This window comes from Solibacillus merdavium, assembly GCF_014836935.1.
GTDB lineage: Bacteria > Bacillota > Bacilli > Bacillales_A > Planococcaceae > Solibacillus > Solibacillus ferritrahens.
Genome location: NZ_JACSPW010000015.1, coordinates 82148 through 100352, shown reverse-complemented (window position 1 = coordinate 100352; position 18205 = coordinate 82148). Strand labels below are relative to the sequence as shown.

General features: G+C 38.6%; 22 protein-coding genes and 2 riboswitches. Of the genes, 11 read left to right on the top strand and 11 right to left on the bottom strand.

What is annotated here, in order from left to right; all coding sequences use genetic code 11:
* Positions 1 to 739 precede the first annotated feature (739 nt).
* The gene (locus H9632_RS14995; protein WP_191704878.1) at positions 740 to 976 is read left to right on the top strand and encodes a hypothetical protein; all 237 of its coding nucleotides are present in this window, start codon (positions 740 to 742) and stop codon (positions 974 to 976) included.
* A 44-nt stretch (positions 977 to 1020) separates the two neighbouring features.
* Here H9632_RS14995 and H9632_RS14990 read toward each other — a convergent pair whose 3' ends face one another.
* On the bottom strand, positions 1021 to 1635 hold the full coding sequence (locus tag H9632_RS14990; RefSeq protein ID WP_191704877.1) for an NUDIX hydrolase: 615 nt from the start codon (positions 1633 to 1635) through the stop codon (positions 1021 to 1023).
* Positions 1636 to 1780: 145 nt separating this feature from the next.
* Between H9632_RS14990 and H9632_RS14985 the strand changes: the two genes are divergently transcribed.
* From H9632_RS14985 to H9632_RS14975, 3 genes are read left to right on the top strand one after another with little or no spacing between them, the layout of a single operon-like run.
* Entirely contained in the window at positions 1781 to 2758 is a 978-nt protein-coding gene (locus H9632_RS14985; protein ID WP_191704876.1) for an ABC transporter substrate-binding protein, read from the top strand.
* A 1-nt stretch (position 2759) separates the two neighbouring features.
* A complete protein-coding gene (locus H9632_RS14980; protein ID WP_191704875.1) occupies positions 2760 to 3500 on the top strand; it encodes an ABC transporter ATP-binding protein in 741 nt (246 codons plus the stop codon).
* Complete coding sequence (locus H9632_RS14975) at positions 3490 to 4284, top strand: ABC transporter permease (RefSeq protein WP_191704874.1); 795 nt, start codon at positions 3490 to 3492, stop codon at positions 4282 to 4284. Before H9632_RS14980 ends, H9632_RS14975 begins: the two co-directional genes overlap by 11 nt.
* Positions 4285 to 4410: 126 nt before the next feature.
* On the opposite strand, the gene H9632_RS14970 is transcribed toward H9632_RS14975, so the two are convergent.
* The 4 genes from H9632_RS14970 to dacB form a co-directional block, all read right to left on the bottom strand.
* A complete protein-coding gene (locus tag H9632_RS14970; protein ID WP_191704873.1) occupies positions 4411 to 5607 on the bottom strand; it encodes a hypothetical protein in 1197 nt (398 codons plus the stop codon).
* Positions 5594 to 6109, bottom strand: coding sequence for an RNA polymerase sigma factor (locus tag H9632_RS14965; RefSeq protein WP_191704872.1), 516 nt, complete (start codon positions 6107 to 6109; stop codon positions 5594 to 5596). Before H9632_RS14965 ends, H9632_RS14970 begins: the two co-directional genes overlap by 14 nt.
* 349 nt (positions 6110 to 6458) lie before the next feature.
* The gene (locus tag H9632_RS14960; protein ID WP_191704871.1) at positions 6459 to 7583 is read right to left on the bottom strand and encodes a DUF418 domain-containing protein; all 1125 of its coding nucleotides are present in this window, start codon (positions 7581 to 7583) and stop codon (positions 6459 to 6461) included.
* A 66-nt stretch (positions 7584 to 7649) separates the two neighbouring features.
* Positions 7650 to 9044, bottom strand: coding sequence for a D-alanyl-D-alanine carboxypeptidase/D-alanyl-D-alanine endopeptidase (gene dacB / locus H9632_RS14955; protein WP_191704870.1), 1395 nt, complete (start codon positions 9042 to 9044; stop codon positions 7650 to 7652).
* Between the two features lie 371 nt (positions 9045 to 9415).
* On the opposite strand from dacB, the gene H9632_RS14950 reads away from it, so the two are divergent.
* From H9632_RS14950 to H9632_RS14935, 4 genes are read left to right on the top strand one after another with little or no spacing between them, the layout of a single operon-like run.
* Positions 9416 to 10222: a VOC family protein gene (locus H9632_RS14950; RefSeq protein WP_191704869.1), complete on the top strand. Its 807-nt coding sequence runs from the start codon at positions 9416 to 9418 to the stop codon at positions 10220 to 10222.
* Between the two features lie 16 nt (positions 10223 to 10238).
* Positions 10239 to 11216, top strand: a complete 978-nt coding sequence (locus H9632_RS14945; protein ID WP_191704868.1) for an aliphatic sulfonate ABC transporter substrate-binding protein — start codon at positions 10239 to 10241, stop codon at positions 11214 to 11216.
* A 60-nt stretch (positions 11217 to 11276) separates the two neighbouring features.
* Positions 11277 to 12032, top strand: a complete 756-nt coding sequence (locus H9632_RS14940) for an ABC transporter permease subunit (RefSeq protein WP_191704867.1) — start codon at positions 11277 to 11279, stop codon at positions 12030 to 12032.
* A gap of 14 nt (positions 12033 to 12046) precedes the next feature.
* On the top strand, positions 12047 to 12835 hold the full coding sequence (locus H9632_RS14935; protein WP_191704866.1) for an ATP-binding cassette domain-containing protein: 789 nt from the start codon (positions 12047 to 12049) through the stop codon (positions 12833 to 12835).
* 73 nt (positions 12836 to 12908) lie between these two features.
* Here the strand turns inward: H9632_RS14935 and H9632_RS14930 are convergent, their stop codons facing one another.
* The 3 genes from H9632_RS14930 to H9632_RS14920 form a co-directional block, all read right to left on the bottom strand.
* The gene (locus tag H9632_RS14930) at positions 12909 to 13433 is read right to left on the bottom strand and encodes a thioredoxin domain-containing protein (RefSeq protein WP_191704865.1); all 525 of its coding nucleotides are present in this window, start codon (positions 13431 to 13433) and stop codon (positions 12909 to 12911) included.
* Between the two features lie 143 nt (positions 13434 to 13576).
* Positions 13577 to 13891, bottom strand: a complete 315-nt coding sequence (locus H9632_RS14925) for a DMT family transporter (protein ID WP_191701619.1) — start codon at positions 13889 to 13891, stop codon at positions 13577 to 13579.
* A complete protein-coding gene (locus H9632_RS14920) occupies positions 13891 to 14229 on the bottom strand; it encodes a DMT family transporter (RefSeq protein ID WP_191704864.1) in 339 nt (112 codons plus the stop codon). Before H9632_RS14920 ends, H9632_RS14925 begins: the two co-directional genes overlap by 1 nt.
* Positions 14230 to 14320: 91 nt before the next feature.
* Positions 14321 to 14419, bottom strand: a riboswitch (guanidine-I (ykkC/yxkD leader).
* 81 nt (positions 14420 to 14500) lie between these two features.
* Between H9632_RS14920 and H9632_RS14915 the strand changes: the two genes are divergently transcribed.
* The 3 genes from H9632_RS14915 to H9632_RS14905 all read left to right on the top strand — a co-directional run bounded on the left by H9632_RS14915 (position 14501) and on the right by H9632_RS14905 (position 15819).
* A complete protein-coding gene (locus H9632_RS14915) occupies positions 14501 to 14668 on the top strand; it encodes a hypothetical protein (protein ID WP_191704863.1) in 168 nt (55 codons plus the stop codon).
* Positions 14669 to 14881: 213 nt separating this feature from the next.
* Positions 14882 to 15328, top strand: coding sequence for a general stress protein (locus H9632_RS14910; RefSeq protein WP_191704862.1), 447 nt, complete (start codon positions 14882 to 14884; stop codon positions 15326 to 15328).
* Between the two features lie 41 nt (positions 15329 to 15369).
* Positions 15370 to 15819, top strand: a complete 450-nt coding sequence (locus H9632_RS14905) for a general stress protein (RefSeq protein WP_191704861.1) — start codon at positions 15370 to 15372, stop codon at positions 15817 to 15819.
* A 332-nt stretch (positions 15820 to 16151) separates the two neighbouring features.
* On the opposite strand, the gene H9632_RS14900 is transcribed toward H9632_RS14905, so the two are convergent.
* The 3 genes from H9632_RS14900 to queF form a co-directional block, all read right to left on the bottom strand.
* Entirely contained in the window at positions 16152 to 16715 is a 564-nt protein-coding gene (locus tag H9632_RS14900; protein ID WP_191704885.1) for a VUT family protein, read from the bottom strand.
* Entirely contained in the window at positions 16715 to 17383 is a 669-nt protein-coding gene (gene queC, locus H9632_RS14895; RefSeq protein ID WP_191704860.1) for a 7-cyano-7-deazaguanine synthase QueC, read from the bottom strand. Before queC ends, H9632_RS14900 begins: the two co-directional genes overlap by 1 nt.
* 112 nt (positions 17384 to 17495) lie before the next feature.
* Complete coding sequence (gene queF / locus H9632_RS14890; RefSeq protein WP_191701623.1) at positions 17496 to 17996, bottom strand: preQ(1) synthase; 501 nt, start codon at positions 17994 to 17996, stop codon at positions 17496 to 17498.
* 125 nt (positions 17997 to 18121) lie between these two features.
* A riboswitch (PreQ1 riboswitch) is annotated at positions 18122 to 18168 on the bottom strand.
* Between the last annotated feature and the right edge of the window lie 37 nt (positions 18169 to 18205).

Genomic DNA, 18205 nt, shown 5'->3' with positions numbered 1-18205 from the left:
AAAAGTTATAATCTATTGTTTGCTTCATTAAAGAAGCTTGTTTCATTAACGTTGCTTGTTCAGTTTTCAAGGTTCATTTGCTTTTTGTTATCAGCTCGTTGCTGACGACTATTAGAATATTACACTCCTTTTAATAAACCGTCAACAGTTTTTAAAAACTTTTTTCACTATATTTTTTTACTATTAGTTTCTTCTTATTTATATATCACCAAGAAAAAATCATATCTATTTTCTCTTTTTATAAAAATCGCCCAATTTGCAGCTTTAAAAATAAAAAAATCCCGTCTTCATTAATAAATGAAGCGGGGAAGACTGCTACTAAAACAGTTTTTGAAGCAGTTGATATCCTAACCCTTTAAAAGCAATGTCCAATACTGCAGCAATTGCAATTACTAGCCCGATACCTAAATATAAAAATTTTTTCCTTTTCATAACTGCCTCCCGTTTTTTTTCGATGCCTTTATCATATGCTATTTTTTTTATAAATCCTAGATGTTTCTAGAAAAGGGCTATATGTTTGCTATCTTTAAATTCCTTTGCACATCTTTCAATCATTTATCTGAGGTTCGTGTATTTAAAAAGGTATAAAATTAAAAAAGGCGATTATTCTCTTTATAAAAAAAGAAATCGCCTGTTATTTTCTTTTTGCCTTCTATTTTGAGGCACCCCATCAATTATCAAAATATTTACATTTTTCACACTGAAAACTATAATATTACATAAATAAAGGAGGAATAAAATGAGTCGCTATACGATTATTATCACGTCAAAAGACAATCAAAGGCTCCATTTTCGTACAAACAATAAAATATTGATTAAATTCATGTATGACTGCTCGACTCGCTCACTGAATGTTCCGGTTGCGAAAAACTTATCGATTGATGAAATGATGATTGTAGAAGCTTACTTAAACAGTCCCCTCTGTTGTGAAGTCCAGGATAATCATACAAAGCAATTAATCCAGCTCCCTGTTTAATATTACGCTAGACTTGGTGTCAGCCACCGAAGATTGAAGCCATTTTATTTTATCTTTGCCACAAAGTACTTTAATAGCCTTGCTGTCAATCCCCATATTGTGTAGTTTCTATATTCATAAAACCATTCTTCCATACGGCTTGTGCGCCATTCATAATTTTCCCCATTCGCAATTTTGTCAAATGGAAAATCAATCGAAGGCTTTGGTTCTATCGGAATATAATGCACATATGGCTCATGTGTCAGTAGCCAATCCAGCGGTACCGTAAATAGTTCCTCGACTTCATCCTTATTAAATGCATCCAGCTCAGACGGCTCGATAACGCCAATGAATGGGTAGACGACAAATGATGGTGAAACAACGTACGGGCTTAAGTGTCCCAAAATTTGAATCGATTGTTGATCGACTCCTAGCTCTTCATGCGTTTCACGAAGCGCAGCTGCAAGCGGAGATGCATCAGTATCATCAATTTTCCCTCCAGGAAAACCAATATCTCCGGGTTGTTTCCGCATTGTTAATGCACGCACCTCAAATAACACATGCCACTCCCCTTCTTTTTCAACAAGAGGAATCAGTACTGCCGAACGAAAGGCCGTTTCCTCCCCTAAAAATAAGGGTTGCGGCTTTGCAAGCTGTCCTTTCAAATGATTTATATTCATCGCACTCTCCACCTTATAACAAAAAATAATTATCTTTATCGTACCATGAACGTTTTAGCTTAGTGAAATGTAAAGTTGTATGTAACACCTCTCACCTTCCTGCTGCATACGATACTACAACACTATTTGAGAAAAGGATGACCAGATGAAATGGCTACGAACAGCCCTTTTTGTAGGGGTTTTATTGTTATTGGCAGGATGTGGACAAAAGGATTTGCAGGAAGTAAAAGTCGGTGAAGTAACTCGTTCTATTTTTTATGCCCCTCTTTATGCGGCGATTGAAGAAGGCTTTTTTGAAGATGAAGGTTTGTCTATAAAGCTTTCAACTATTCCCGGTGGAGATAAGACGATGACAGCCCTTTTATCAGATGGAATTGATATTGCATTAATTGGGGCAGAAACGTCTATTTATGTAGCGGGGCAAAATCCAAATGATGCTGTCATCAATTTTGCACAGCTTACGCAAACAGATGGGACGTTTTTAGTGGCACGCGATAAGGATGTTGACTTTAGCTGGGATGCTTTAAAAGGAAGTACATTTTTAGGTCAACGTGTAGGTGGGATGCCTCAAATGGCCGGCGAGTTTGTTCTGAAGCAGCAGGGAATTGACCCACAAAATGATTTAACACTTATTCAAAACATTGATTTTGCTAATATTGCCAATGCCTTTGCTTCCGGTACTGGTGATTATGTACAGCTTTTTGAGCCAACTGCGAGTATTTTTGAAGAACAGGGTATCGGAAAGATCGTTGCTTCTTTCGGTGAAGAGCTTGGTGCGATTCCATATACAGTGTTTATGACAAAGGAAAGTACTCTTACAGAAAAGGAATTAGTCGAAAGCTTTACAACAGCATTATATAAAGCACAACAATGGGTTTACAGTGCATCGAGTGAGGAAGTGGCAAAAGCAATTGCTCCTTATTTCGAGGACACTGAGCAATCCATTATCGAGCAGGTGGTAACACGTTACCGCGACCAGGAATCTTATGCGAAGGATCCTATCATCGATGATCAGGAGTTCCAAAATTTACTTGATGTTATGACGGAGGCTGGGGTATTGGATTTTGAACCATCCTACGAAGACCTAGTAAACCGATCATTTGCTGATGCGGTTGTGAAGTAAAATGACATTTTTAGATGTAAAAAATGTAACTCACCATTTTTTTAAGGAACAGCAAGTAGCAACTGCCCTTGAAAATGTAAATTTTTCAGTTGGAGCGGGTGAATTTGTTTCTTTTTTAGGTCCGAGTGGGTGCGGGAAATCGACACTTCTTTCTTTACTTGCAGGTTTGTTAACTCCAACGGCCGGTGAGATTCAATTTGCTGGAGACGTAGAAATTGGTTATATGCTTCAGCAGGATTTTTTATTTCCGTGGAAAACAATCGAGGAGAATGTAGCACTCGGGCTAACCCTTTTAAAAAGGGAAAACCATGATATTGTTGATGAACTTTTGGAGCAATTCGAATTAGCGCATACAAAGAAATTATACCCGCCACAACTATCCGGAGGGATGCGCCAACGTATTGCACTTGCGCGCACACTTGCCGTCAAACCGACATTACTCCTCCTGGATGAACCATTTTCCGCGCTCGATTTCCGATCAAAGCTATCTTTAGAAAACTTTGTATCGGAGACGTTAAAGCAGTTTTCAACAACGACCATTTTAGTAACGCATGATATTAGTGAAGCTATTGCGATGAGCGATAAAGTATTTATCTTCAGCGCACGGCCAGGGACTATTTTAAAAAGCTTCATCATCCCGCAGGAAATTCGCGAGCTTACACCATTTGATGCTCGTAACGCTCCTGCTTTTCAAGTACTTTTCCAAGAAATATGGGAGGAGCTTGATACAGATGAATATTGATCAATTACAACAGCAATATAATGAGCAGCGACGTCAAGAAAAGCGTAAAATATTCGCTTTTCAATTTGTTATTCTTATTGGTCTTCTTCTATTATGGGAAGTTACTACACATTTCCGGATACTGGACCCACTAATTTTCAGTAGTCCTCGTGCAGTTGGAAGCATGTTCATCGCGAAAATAAGCGATGGGTCATTGTTTCCCCATATTGCGATAACCATGTTTGAGACGGTTGTCGGCTTTATACTAGGGACATTATTCGGAACATTGCTCGCTATCTCCTTGTGGTCATCGAAAACATTTGCCGATGTGATGGACCCCTATCTTGTCGTATTGAATGCGATGCCTAAAGTAGCGATTGGACCGATTATCCTCGTGATTTTCGGGCCGAATATGCTGGCAGTACTTGTAATGGGTGTACTGATATCGGTTATTATTTCAACCCTTGTTATTTTTTCAGCATTTCAGCAAGTCAATGAAAATTATGTGAAGGTCATGCAGCTTTTTGGCGCTTCTAAATATGAAACATTCCGCCATGTTATTCTGCCTGCCTCTACTCCGACGATCATTTCAACACTAAAGGTAAATGTCGGTCTATCCTGGGTTGGGGTTATTGTAGGGGAGTTTTTAGTATCATCCAGCGGGCTCGGCTACTTGATTATTTCAGGCTTCCAGGTGTTTAACTTCACACTAGTATTCTTGGCGCTTTTAATCATTATCGTGTTAGCAACAATTATGTATAAAGGTGTGGAAATGATTGAACGGAAGGTATTAGAAAAACAGTGATTAATGAGATGAAAAGACCACCATGGCAAACTGAAAAACATCCATTTTTCCTTCATAAGAGAAATGGATGTTTTTGCTTATCTATATTGCGGATGAAACGAAGGAAAACTCCGCTTATATTCTTCATTATTGAACCCGTTCTCCATTAGCATCAAAGTAGACTCTAGAGTAGGAGCTTAATCCCTTTGGTGTTTTAAAATAAATTATTGTAGGTTTCTGCTCTTTTAATGTAGCTTCAGCCAAATAATTCTGTTCATTTTCAATACGGACTTTTGCTACATGATGACCTGCTTTAAAAGCCATTACATTGATAGTATTCTGTTCATTTTGAACGATCGATATATTACTGAAAATATTACCTGAATGCCATGTCATACCGTGATTTATATATCGGCCATTATTATAATCGAATTCAGCTAGTACCGTCATGCCATCCTCAAAGGAGACAAGTGCTGTTCTTACTTTATGAATCGAGGCGGCATATTGAAGTTCCGGCTGTCCAACAACTCGTATATTCATTTTTTTCAATTCATGTTCAACAACTTCGATCAATGTCTTTTCATCATATGCGCTCACATCTTTGAAAGGTTGCCAAAATGGTTGTGAAAAGGACACCAAAGCTAAAAAGATCACAAATGCTACAATAATAAAATGTTTGTACTTTATTAAATAAATAATAGCCGCCAACAGTAAAGCTAAAACGACTACATACGATATCCACCTTTTCTTATCAAACGAAGTATAATTCCATTGCTGTTGTTTTTCGTCCACTGTTTTCATATAGGGCATTTCAACATTCGGCTTTAACTGTGAAATAAGTGCCGGTGCCTGTTCTACAAGCTGATCGATCGATTGAACTGGGTTGACTTCTACCCTAGTGTTATTGTGCCAAATTGCTTCTTGTATATAATGCAACAGCTCACTGACTATGTAGCGTTCACTTTTCGTCAATGAGGAGTCACTATAAAATTGACCACTATTCTGTTCAAGGGCAAGTCGCATTAAATAGGCGTCCCCATTATGAAACGGATCCTCCTGTTTTCCAGGCTCCATTTGTAGCTTCGGTGATTCTTTATTAAAATAGTCTACAATGGCTTCGTCTACAGGGCCGAACATCGCATTAGCTGCTTCCATTTGCGGCGCCTTCTTTTCCGTATTCGTTAAAAATAAAAACAGCGCGACAGCACATATACAGATAGCCGCAATTTGCGGGATGAAATTTCTCTTTTTACGCGGTTTCATTGTTAAAATTTTTTGTTTTGCTTCTTGTGATAGCTTTTTTCCTTCCAGCTCATCTGTCAGCACTTTTTTAATCGGATCCATCCGTTATGCCCCCTTTCTCCAATAGTTGACTAAGTTGCTGTCTCCCACGCCTCAGCCGCGTTTTCACCGTATTTTCTGAACAACTGAGTAGCTCTGCAATTTGTGCTGTTGTCCAATCAAAATAATGATAAAATACGAGTACTTCCCGGTATTTTACAGGTAGCCCTTCTATTTTTTCATACAGCTGTTTTGCCTCATCTTTTCGCTCTATTTGTAAGGCGACATTATCTTTTGAAATTAATTTTTGGCCAATCTCGATCAGCTGTGTTTGTTTATAACGCCAGCTCGCCAAATAAGTTTTGCAGCGATTGACCGCAATGCGATATAAATAGGTTTTTACATCGGCTTCCTGTCTGAACTTTTCCTGTGCCGTGTAAAAACGGATAAAGGTTTCCTGGGTCAGGTCCTCAGCCATTTGCCAGTCTTTCGTATATGTATAACAAAGGCGCAGTATATAATCGCCATGTGAATGTACAATCTCTTCAAATGTTCGCAAATTCATAGCTGCCTCCTTTCCCGATTAACCGTTAGACCTGTGTAATTAAAAAATAGTTTCATTAAAATAAAAAAAGCACCCTTTTTTCGAGGGCACTTTTTTTGAATTTTAGTCCCTCCATAAAAATAAAGGGAGGAATTTCCCTTATTATGAAAATTAACTAAAAAACTACCAGAATAAGCGGAGAGATTCCGCTTATTACACTAAAAAACATGAAAATGGTTATTTTTTCGATGAATAAGCGGAAAATCTTCCTTTATTTCCTGTAAAAACAGGTTCAATCCGCAAATAACGGTAAAATCTCCGCTTATTTATGGGCAAAAATTTCGGAAGTCATTTCTAACAACATCTTCCTTCAACCTTTCCCTAAATAAATGAATTTACGAAGCAACCATTCTACTGGGCCAATCGAAAAGCGTTTTGAATAAAGTGTGGAGACGAAAAGTTGAATGGCATAGAAAGCAACTGCAAGAACCAACCCAATTGCGACGCCCAGCTCCCCGAAGAAACCTAATCCGTATCCGTAGAAAATCGTTGTAAAAATTAGCGACTGCATTAAGTAATTCGTTAACGATAAACGGCCAACGCTTGCAAATGCTTTAGATAACTTGCTTTCATGATTGGCTAAATAAAGGAGCGTAAAGAGCGCCATATAACCAAGTGCCAGCATATATGTCCCTGCACCATATAACAGCTTTCCGGCAAAGTGGTCCCAAAATAACAATGCTTTACAGGCCAGACCTATTGGAATTAATAATGCTAACCGTTTTAATAATACTGTTTTCCCACTAATATTCGCAAAGAAATCTGTTTTGGCTGCAGCCATTCCTAATAATACGAATGGGCCAATGACGAAAAAGGACAGTAAAGCCATAAAACCAACCGCAATAGGTATGACTAGTAATACAATGAAAAATGGAATATCTTCAGTAATTCCGATGCGTTGCTGGACAACTTCCCAGTAGGTACCGCTTGCTAAAACAGCGACAATATCCTCATTTGCTGCAAGTGCCAAGAAATCCGTTTTCAGTAATAATAGTGGTGCCATTAATAATGTCATAACCGTTGCCCAAATGAGCAGAGTTTTTACCTTACGTTTAATAAATAACATGATGATGATTAGACCTGCACCATAAGTAAATAAAATGTCGCCATCCCATACAAAAGCAATATGTAAGACGCCTAAAATCATTAAACCAATGGCACGCCGCCATAATGGACCTCTTGTTTTTAAATCCCGATTTTCCAACGTGCGAATAAATAAAATAATGCCGTATCCAAACAAAAATCCAAATATCGGATAAAATGAAGCTTCTACAAATATTTTTGTGAAATAAAATGCCCCTTTATCCCACCAAGTTGTCGGATCTATTGTATTTTGCGTTATATCACTGTATTGAAAATACAGCATATTCGCAATGAGTATTCCTAATAGCGAAAACCCTCTTAATGCGTCAATAGCTTCAATTCTTTTCTTCATTGTGCACCCCCTTATTGTTTTACGGGTGTTGTACAAAAAAGTTTCAGAATTATTTGTTTCATATAGTTATAAATAAACAATCATTGACTTTAATCCTTCATCTAAAAAAGGAATTCCTTCTTCTCGGCCTTCAAGCATAATGGAGAAAATATAGTCTCTTCCACTTTCCCCTGTTACATAACCGGATAAAGTGTTTACTTCATGAATATATCCTGTTTTGGCGAATATCGTATTTTGTAATTCCGGCTCCAAAAAACGATCCTTTAATGTACCGCCGATGAGACGATCCGTATTCCCTGCAACCGGTAGTGAAGCGAAAAACTGAGGGAAGTAAGGCTCTTTCTGAAGCTTAAACAATAGCTGTGAGATGCCATTTGAATGGAGGCGGATGCCATGCGAAAGCCCTGATCCGTCGACAAACTGCCATGCCTCAAAATTATTTTGATGCTTTTCCAAGTAGGCCTGTACAACTTGCAGACCATGCGCGTAATCCCCTACTCCGTGCTGAAGTTTCCCCATTGTCTTCACAAAAATATCCGCCATACTATTATTGCTGAGCTTCATAAAAATAGAGAACATTTCCTCAAGCGTTTCAGATTCGTGCGTATAAATAAGATCCGCTTGTTGAGGAATAATACCATTTACTATCCTACACTGTTCACTGAATTGTATGCCCACCTGTTCACATAACACTTTGAAAAATTGCAGCGTATTTTTTGTTGGGTCCTGATGTGATACCCATACTTTTGCACTTTCCCCTTCAGGAATTTCACCTGTGATTTTGATTTGATTTGTATTATTAATGCGACGAATTTCAAGCGTATTTTCTCTATCATTTACTACTGTGAGTGCCTCATTAAAAATCTGCATCCCGCTCAAATGGGGAATGACTACATAGTCCGGCTGCTCTCCTACGTTACGCGCAGTCACTTCTATAATAATCGTACTTGCATCAAAATCATCGTTCGGTGACATCGTAATGGGTGAAATCCGCGCCCCATAATAATGCGTCTCCCCCTCCTCGTCAACACCCGGCGGCAATGTATCTCCTGTAAAATATGTATCGTCGCCTATGATCATCCCGGTTGCCTTTTGAATATCTTGTTCCGACAGCTTCTGCGCAAAAAGCTTGAGTGTTGCTTCATTTATTGTAGGGTCTCCGTAGCCTTTTATGTAAATATCCCCGTACAATGTGCCATCCTCAATTTGCCCGTCCAGATAAAGTTCTGTTTTGAATCGGAAATCCAACCCTAGCTCAGATAACGCAGTTGCCCCGGTGATGATTTTCATATTGGAAGCCGGACGCATTAAATGCTCCCCTCGATATGAATATATAATTTCCCCCGAAGCCCGATCTCTCAATGTAATGGTTGCTTTGTCACTTCCTAAAACAGTTTCGACAATAGTATCTAGCGTAGCAATAATATTTTCATTTAAAGCTATCTCCCTAACTTCTTCCATAAAGCTCCCCCTTTAAATTGTTAGAATTTACTGTAAATTTAGTGTAACAGAAATTTTTAGGGATGGTTAGAAGGAAATAAAGATGGGATTAAGCAGTCATTTTCTTTTTATTATTACAGGGTCCTGTTAATCCCCCCCTTAACCCTATTGAGATATTTAATTTTTCTGAATTTTATGTTGACTTTTCGTACCGCAATATTTAAAGTAGTACTAAGTTAATGTGTATTAAATTTATAGGGATTATAGTTAATGAATCCTTAACATTTAAATAAGCTGGAATTGAACGTACCTTTAGTTCTTGCCACTAAACCAACTAAATCTATTTGTTTATAATAATTTTGAATTTATTAGATTGTGAGGAGACGATATATATGACATTACAGTTCGATCATTTTGTCCATTTAACGCCTGACCCAACAAAAGCAGCAGAGGCATTTCAAAAGTTAGGCTTGCACGCTGTTCAAGGGGGGCGTCATGAAAATTTAGGCACTTACAACACACTTAGCTACTTTGATTTAAGTTATGTAGAGTTAATCGGCATCTTTGATGAAGCACTTGTAAAAGAAGCCGGCAGCGTAAAATACAGCCTACGTGATACATTCATCGAAAATAATCTACAGTCTGGCCCACAGCGTATTGCACTTCGTTCAGATAATTTACAGGAGCTAGCAGAACACTTTAAAGCACAAGGGCTGGAAGTGAATGGTCCGACTGATTTCAGTCGTACTCGCCCAGATGGCACATTGGTCACTTGGAAATTATTATTCGCAGGCAAACAAGATGAATCATTACATTTACCTTTCTTTATCGAGTGGGATGAAAAAGATAATGAGCGACTTGAGGATCTAACAGCACGCGGAGTAATTGCACCCCATACGCTAGGTGATGTTCAAGTAGACGGTGCAGCATTTGCTGTCCGTAATATTGAAGAAACAGCAGCACTTTGGTCAACGCTATTACAGCTTGAAAAAGGCGCAAGTTATATAGATGAAGAGTGGAATTCAAAAGTGCAACGCCTATCATTACAAGGTGGCGATATTGTACTGTATGAGCCGCTTGGAAAAGGTGTAGTTGCAGACGTACTGGAAGCCGGTGGTGAAAGACTTTTCGCGCTTCAATTTAAAGGAGCTACACAAAAGGTAGAAGAAATTACAAATGCACTTTATCGATTTGTTTAAAAATGGAGGATAAATAATGAAAAAGCTATTATCAGTATTTGGTTTATTTTTAGTATTAGCAGTGTTAACTGCATGTTCATCCGATGAAAAGGACGGCGCATCAACAGGTAATGCACAAGGGAAAGAGTTAAAGACAATCAATATTGGCTATCAAAAAGGGAATACATTACACATTTTAAAAGAATCAGGTATTTTAGATGAAGCTGCTAAAGAAAAAGATTTAGAGATTAAATGGGAATTATTCACACACGGTAATACTTTAATGGAGGGCATTTATGCGGGGGCAATTCATTTCGGTCACGCTGCGGATGGCCCTGGTATTTTCGCTCAAGCTTCCAATAAGCCTTTCTACTACGTAGGGGCAGATAATCCAAATCCAGAAGGTGTTGGAATTGTCGTATTAAAAAAATCAGGCATCACAAAGCTTGAAGATTTAAAAGGTAAAAAAGTTGGCGCTTTAAAAGGTGGTAACCATCATTATTCTACAGTACTTGCTCTAGAGTCAGTCGGTTTAACAGTGGATGATGTAGAGTGGGTATATCCTGAGGATGCAGCACAAGGTCGTGCATTATTTGAAACAGGGCAAATCGATGCTTTAGCTTCTTACGATCCATTCTTTGCATCGGCAGAGCTTGAAACAGATTCTATTACATTAGTAAACGGGGATATCGACGGCTACCCTAACCGTACATTCTATTTTGCAACAGAAACATTTGTTGATAATTATCCAGAGCTAGTCGAGTTCATTTTAGAAAAAATTGATGAGTCCGATAAATGGGCTAACGAAAATCGCGAGGAAGTAATCGCGATTATGTCTGAAGCACTTGGCATTAAAGAAGAGGTTATTAGTAAGCAAATTAACCGTCGTACATTCGGTGCATCCGAAATTACAGACGAAATTATTGAAACACAGCAAAAACAGGCGGATAAATACTTCGAACTAAAATTGATTCCAGTAGAAGTAACTATCCAAGATAAAGTTTGGACTAAATAGGAAATTGAGTAAGCGAGTGCGATTATGCTCTCGCTTACTTTATATAGGAGGTTAAATAGTATGAAACTAGATTTTCGTCCATGGGTTATTCCTGTGGTGCTCGTCGTGATTTGGGAAATCATTGTACGTTTGGAAGTTATATCGGCTTCATTGTTCCCGTCCCCACTGACAATCGTTGAGACGGGTTGGAATCTGCTAGTAAATGGCGATTTAATGACCCACATTGGCGTAAGCTTATGGCGCGCATTAACGGGAATGTTAATCGGTGGTGTCATTGGATTTGTATTAGGTGTATTAAATGGTTTATCAAAAAAATCCTACATTTATTTAGATACAACGATTCAAATGATTCGGAATATCCCTCACCTGGCGCTTATTCCGCTTGTTATCGTATGGATTGGTATTGGAGAAGATGCAAAAATTTTCTTAGTGGCATTAGGGGTGCTCTTCCCTATTTACGTGAATACATTCCACGGTATCCGTAATGTGGATCCTAATTTAGTAGAAATGGGTCGCATGTACAACTTAAAGGGCTGGAGCTTATTCAAAGATGTATTGTTACCAGGGGCACTGCCATCTATTTTTGTCGGTTTACGATATGCACTAGGTGTCATGTGGCTGACTTTAATCATCGCTGAAACAATCCCGACTAATGAAGGATTAGGCTATTTGGCGACAAACGCTCGTGAGTTCATGCAGACAGATGTCATTATTTTAAGCATTATCATTTATGCATTGCTTGGTAAGCTAGCCGATTTGATTGCACAGTTTGGTGAGAACCGCGCATTAAAGTGGAATGCAAGCTATACGAAATAAGGAGGTCATTTAGCATGAAACCGGAAGCAATTCAAATTGATATTAAAAACTTAAAAAAGTCATTCGGACCAAAAGAAATTTTACATGATATTTCCATCTCTTTTGATAAAGGTGAATTCATTGCCATTATCGGTAAAAGTGGCAGTGGGAAAAGTACACTGCTGCGCCTTGTGGCAAGCCTTGAGGAAATTACTGCCGGCGAGTTATTATTCGATGGCGTCCCTGCTACTAAATCGGAAGCTAATGTGAAAATGATGTATCAGGATTCGCGTTTACTTCCTTGGAAGAAAGTTATAGACAATGTCGGTTTAGGATTGACAGGAGATTGGAAAGCAAAGGCCGAAGAAGCTTTAAATAAGGTTGGATTATTACCTTTAAAAGATGAGTGGCCATCTACACTTTCAGGCGGTCAAAAGCAACGTGTTGCATTGGCGAGAGCCTTAATCCATGAACCATCATTGTTAATGCTGGATGAACCGTTAAGTGCTCTTGATGCCTTAACTCGGATTGAAATGCAAAATCTAATCGAAAACATTTGGGAAAAAAATAACTTCACGGCATTGCTTGTAACCCATGATGTCGGAGAAGCGGTCCGATTAGCAGATCGAATCATTTTAATTGAGGACGGTCAAATTGCCTATGATGAAGAGGTGAATGCACCACGTCCGCGTAAATTAACGAATCCGGCACTAATTGAGCTAGAAGAGAAAATTTTAAATCGCCTAATGCACGGTGAAGAAGAGCCGTTACAGGTTTCAGAGACCAATCAAGGGAACAGTTTAAAAGCTGTATTGAGTAATTAAATCATTCAAAGTTAAGGGGCTATCCAGAATTTTATTCCGGATAGCCCCTTCTTTCTGTTATGTTGGAAGACAATTAAATTACAGCATTCTTTAGCTCTTTTTCGATAACTTCTACTAATTCCTCTGCAAATATCTCACGTGGGTATTGAAATTCATGTTCGTTGATAAAGACAGTTGGGACCATTTTTACATTACGTTCAATCGCTTCAGCTGTAATCAGTAAGCTACGGTCGATATTAGCAGGCTCTTCTTTTAAGTCATATTTTTCTTCAATATATTTCTTTATTTCAAAACTCGAATACTTATCCCATGTTGCTTGATTTTTAAATAATTCACTTATGATTTCCAATGTTCTTTCCGGATTGGTGTAATCCAGATTGGCATTAATTAGCGTTCCAGGCAGCAGCATTTCCCGAGACTTATCATAATGCTTCACAACTAAAGCCACTTTACCTTCTGTAAAATACTTAGGCAGTGTATGATCAACTAATTCATAAAAAGTAGCACAATATGGACATGCATAATTTAAAAATACTTCCATTTTAACAGGTGCATTCACATCACCAATTACTAAATAATCGTTTTTGATTCCTAACATAATGATTACCTCACTATTTTCTATGTATTTTAAATTTTCTATTATTTTATTCTATACTATTACTATAGGAATTGTAAAATATTTTATAATATTAAAATAAAAACCAACTCTACACAAATCTGTAGAATTGGTTATTAGTATGATTAAGAAATCAATTTCAGCGCAATGACACTCCCGATAATTAAAGTGATCGCTGTAATTCTCAAGGCATTTTTCGGTTCTTTAAATAGTACAATTCCTAAAATTGCCCCCCCTGCTGCACCTATTCCTGTCCAAATTGCATAGGCTAATCCCATTGGCAATACCTTCATAGCAAGGCTCAGGAAAAAGAAGCTAGCAGAAAAGCCCACAATAAGCAGCACAAACGAAAGGATATCCTTCCGCTGCTGTAGCCTACCCATAAATCCAACTGAAACCATTTCAAATAATCCTGCTAAAATTAAATAAATCCAAGCCATTACTGCTCACCTCCCGTACCGCTGTCATCCGGTGTAGCAAGCTTCAACATGATGACACCTGCTAATAATGTAAAAATAAATAGGATTTTTAACGGCTCAACCGGGCTGCCGAATAGTACCATATCGCTGATGACTGTACCGAATGTACCGAGTCCAACGAATACCGCGTATACGGTTCCGACTGGTAATACCCCACTCGCGTAAATCAATATTCCGAAGCTCACAATAATGGCAATCACTGTTCCAAACCATTCCAAAGGTGTTGCGGCATGCTTTAAGCCGATTACCCAACCGACTTCAAACACAGCAGCGAGTACAACTAATAACCAATACTTCATTTTCCTCATCTCCTCTATATTGTGCGTTGAGTTCATTTCAACCTGTATTTTTTCAACAAATAAAAAAGCCAGGAGGAATGTTCATCAACATATCTCCCAGGCTTTTATCCTTCCGTGACGCAAAAAAAATTGCGCACCTTCTCTCGGACCAGACTATGCCTGCGCATACGGAACCCTAGAAGGTGTATTTGTATTAAGTTAACGTAATTATTTCACATTTTAGCAACTCATTCAAGCAGCGGGGGTTAATGCAGGAAGCGGTATTCATGATATGTATTATATGTTCACATACGAAAAGCTTCATCCTGATGCGAAAACTCTGACATTAATGGCAGCAAATAAAGTACCTGAAAACGGTGTGCTATACCGTGAAGAAAATAGTAAATCCCCTATAAAAGTGGTCGAGCTTGAGGACATTATTATTAATATCGATAGGTAAAACCGTAAGATTACAATTCCGCCAAAAGTATTCTTCTCCCTTTTCAACTTGTTGAAAAGGGGGTTTTTTTATATTAAAAAAGCAAATCTATACCCCTTACTATTACTGCTTTTTTCAGGCAGTAGTTATATAAATATCAACCACATAATGTTTATATATTTTCCACCAGGGTATTTTTACACTGTGCAAGAAACAAAGGAGAGGATGATAAACATGGCAAAACATATTGTAGGTTATTATAATACTGAGGAAGAGGCAATCATGAAAATTGAAGATTTAAAACGTCAAGGCTATCGTTCAGAAGATATTTCAGTCGTAAGTAAAAACAGCTCAAATGTAGATACAATTTCTGATGAAACAGGTGCAGTCGCAGAAGGAGCTGCTACAGGAGCAGCTGCTGGCGGAGTAGTAGGCGGCGTTGGCGGCGTACTTGCTGGACTTGGCGCATTAGCAATACCAGGAATTGGGCCAATCGTGGCAGCAGGTCCGATTGTAGCCGGTTTAACAGGAGCAGCTGCTGGTGCAGGTGTCGGTGGATTAGCTGGAGCTCTCATTGGTATGGGGATTCCAGAAGATGAAGCAAACCGTTACAGCGGATATGTGGAATCCGGCAAAATTTTAGTCATTGTGGACGAAGATTTACGAGGTCCAATTTTATAATTAATTATTGTTGAAAATATACAGCCGAGGGGATGAAAGACATGGCAAAGCATACTGTAGGATATTATGATACAGAACAAGAGGCAATCGCCGCTATCGAGGATTTAAAGCGACAAGGTTACCGCTCGGAGGATATTTCAATTATTAGTAAAAGCAAAACTGATATAGATCACGTTTCCACTGAAACAGGTGCTGATGTTGCAGGCGGTGCAGCTGCAGGTCTAGCTGCTGGCGGCGCTTTAGGTGGCATTGGTGGTATCCTTTTAGGACTTGGAGCTCTGGCCATTCCAGGAGTAGGTCCTATCGTAGCTGCTGGACCAATCGCTACAGGGCTGACAGGATTAGCTGCTGGCGGTAGTATTGGTGGATTGGCAGGTGCCTTTGTAGGAATGGGTATTTCCGCAGAGGAAGCAGACCGTTATGATGAAGAATTTAAAGCTGGTAAGATTTTAGTCATTGTGGACGAGGATACACGAGGTCCACAATTATAAAAGAATGTACTGGAACAAGGCTGTGTTGGAGGTCAAATTGACTTTTAATGCAGCCTTGTTTTTTGTATTCATATTGAAAAAAATAAGGGAATAAATTTCCCTTATTAGGATTTAAATCTTAAAAACAGCAAAAATAAAGGAAGAAATTCCGCTTATTGCGCTCCAAAACACGAAAAGAGTTGTTTTTTCTCTGAATAACGGAAAAAACTACCGTTATTTCCCCTTAAAAATAAGGTCAGTATGCAGATAACGGTAAATTCTCCGCTTATTTTTTAGTTAAAACCCATAAAAAGCCACCCCCTATTCATTGGGAATGGCATTTTGTTAAAATCTTAACCTTTGCTTACTGTTGATAAAGCCGCTTTCGCTAGACGTCGATCATTATAAGCGAGCCCTTGACTTAAAATCATGGCACCCACCATTTGCATTACTGTTTTCACAATTACTTGACCTACAATTGCTGCTGGTACCGCTGCCCAAGGTACAAAGCCTGCTCCTAAAGGACTTAGCCCCACTACAACAAACACAATAGAATCCAAAAAACCTCCGACAATTCCACTATAGAACACACGCCACGCCATCGGTAATTTTAGACGTGTGTAAATTTCTGTATCGGCCGTTTCTGCCACTAAAAAAGATAGTGCAGATGCAGCTACAATAATTAACGTATCGCCTAATGAGAACGATACAGTTGCAGATAAAACTAATGCCAGTAAAATGAAGCCATATGTTTTTTTACGACCGTATTTATTTTGCACTAAGTCACGGAATATAAATGTCGCACCAATTAAGAATGAACCCATCGGTATAATAAACATGCCCAATTCAAGCGGTGCAAAACGTGCTGTTACAACGTTTGCCGTCACAATAGATACTAAATAAAATAAAATTCTTATCATAATACCTCTCCTGTTTCCTTCGAGTATAAGTACGTTTCCATCCCTTGTAATCGCAGCTTACATGCTGGGCAATCCCCGCATCCATCCGCAATAATGCCGTTATAACAAGTCAGTGTTTTCTCTCTAACATACTCAAATGCGCCAAGCTCATCGGCTAATGCCCATGTTTCAGCTTTATCAATCCACATGAGCGGTGTATGAATTACAAAGGGGCTATCCATTGATAAATTCAGTGTCACATTCAACGATTTTATAAATATATCGCGACAGTCCGGATAACCGCTAAAATCCGTTTCGCATACACCTGTGACAATATGCTTTGCGCCGATTTGGCTTGCCAACACACCCGCAAACGATAGAAACAGTAAATTTCGTCCCGGTACAAAGGTTGATGGCAATCCACCCTTTTCCCCTTCTTCCACTGGTATATCATCACGTGTTAAGGCATTTGGTGCAAGCTGATTCAGTAGCTCCATATTTAAAATATGGTGTCGTACATTCTGTTCTTCGGCAATCTTTTTAGCGCATTCAATTTCCAATGCATGCCGTTGTCCGTAATCAAATGTAACAACTTCCACTGCTTTAAAATTTTTTAATGCCCAAAACAGACATGTTGTACTATCCTGTCCGCCGCTAAATACGACGAGTGCTTTTTCGTCCTTCATCTTTTTGCTCCTTTTAAACGAAAAAACAGCACTAAGATTATGTGCTGTTTAATCTTAGTTTTTTATAGAGGGTCGCTAATAACCTCTTTCACCTGCAAGGTATATTTAATTTTTAACGGTTGTCGATTTTTTCTGGATATAAATCATGGTTCATTAAACGGTAGTTGGCAATTTCCTCATATTTTGTGCCAGGACGACCGTAATTGCACCAAGGATCAATTGAAATGCCTCCCCGCGGCGTAAATTTACCCCATACTTCTATGTAGCGCGGGTCTAACAGCTTGATTAAATCATTCATAATAATATTCACGCAGTCTTCATGGAAATCGCCATGATTACGGAAACTAAATAAATATAATTTTAACGACTTACTCTCCACGATTTTCTGATCCGGAATATACGAAATATACATCGTCGCAAAGTCCGGCTGCTGTGTAATCGGACAAAGACTCGTAAACTCTGGACAATTGAATTTCACAAAATAATCGCGGCCAACATGCATATTATCAACAGACTCCAACACTTCTGGTGCATATTCAAAAGCATATTTCACATTTTGATTTCCTAATAACGTTAAATCCTCTAAACCATCTTTTTCGTGTCTACTAGACATGAAAAACCCCTCCTTCGTTCATACCAAAGTATTCCAAGGAGGGGTTAAGCGTATCATCATCAATAAAAAACTATCGGATGCAATAAAAAAAGCCACATCCGATATGGACATGGCATAATATGCATGTATCCATAGTTTTTTATAGAGGGTATCAGCTATGAACCTCTCCTGAACAACTCAGGTATTTTAATCTTTTCTCATTCTATTAG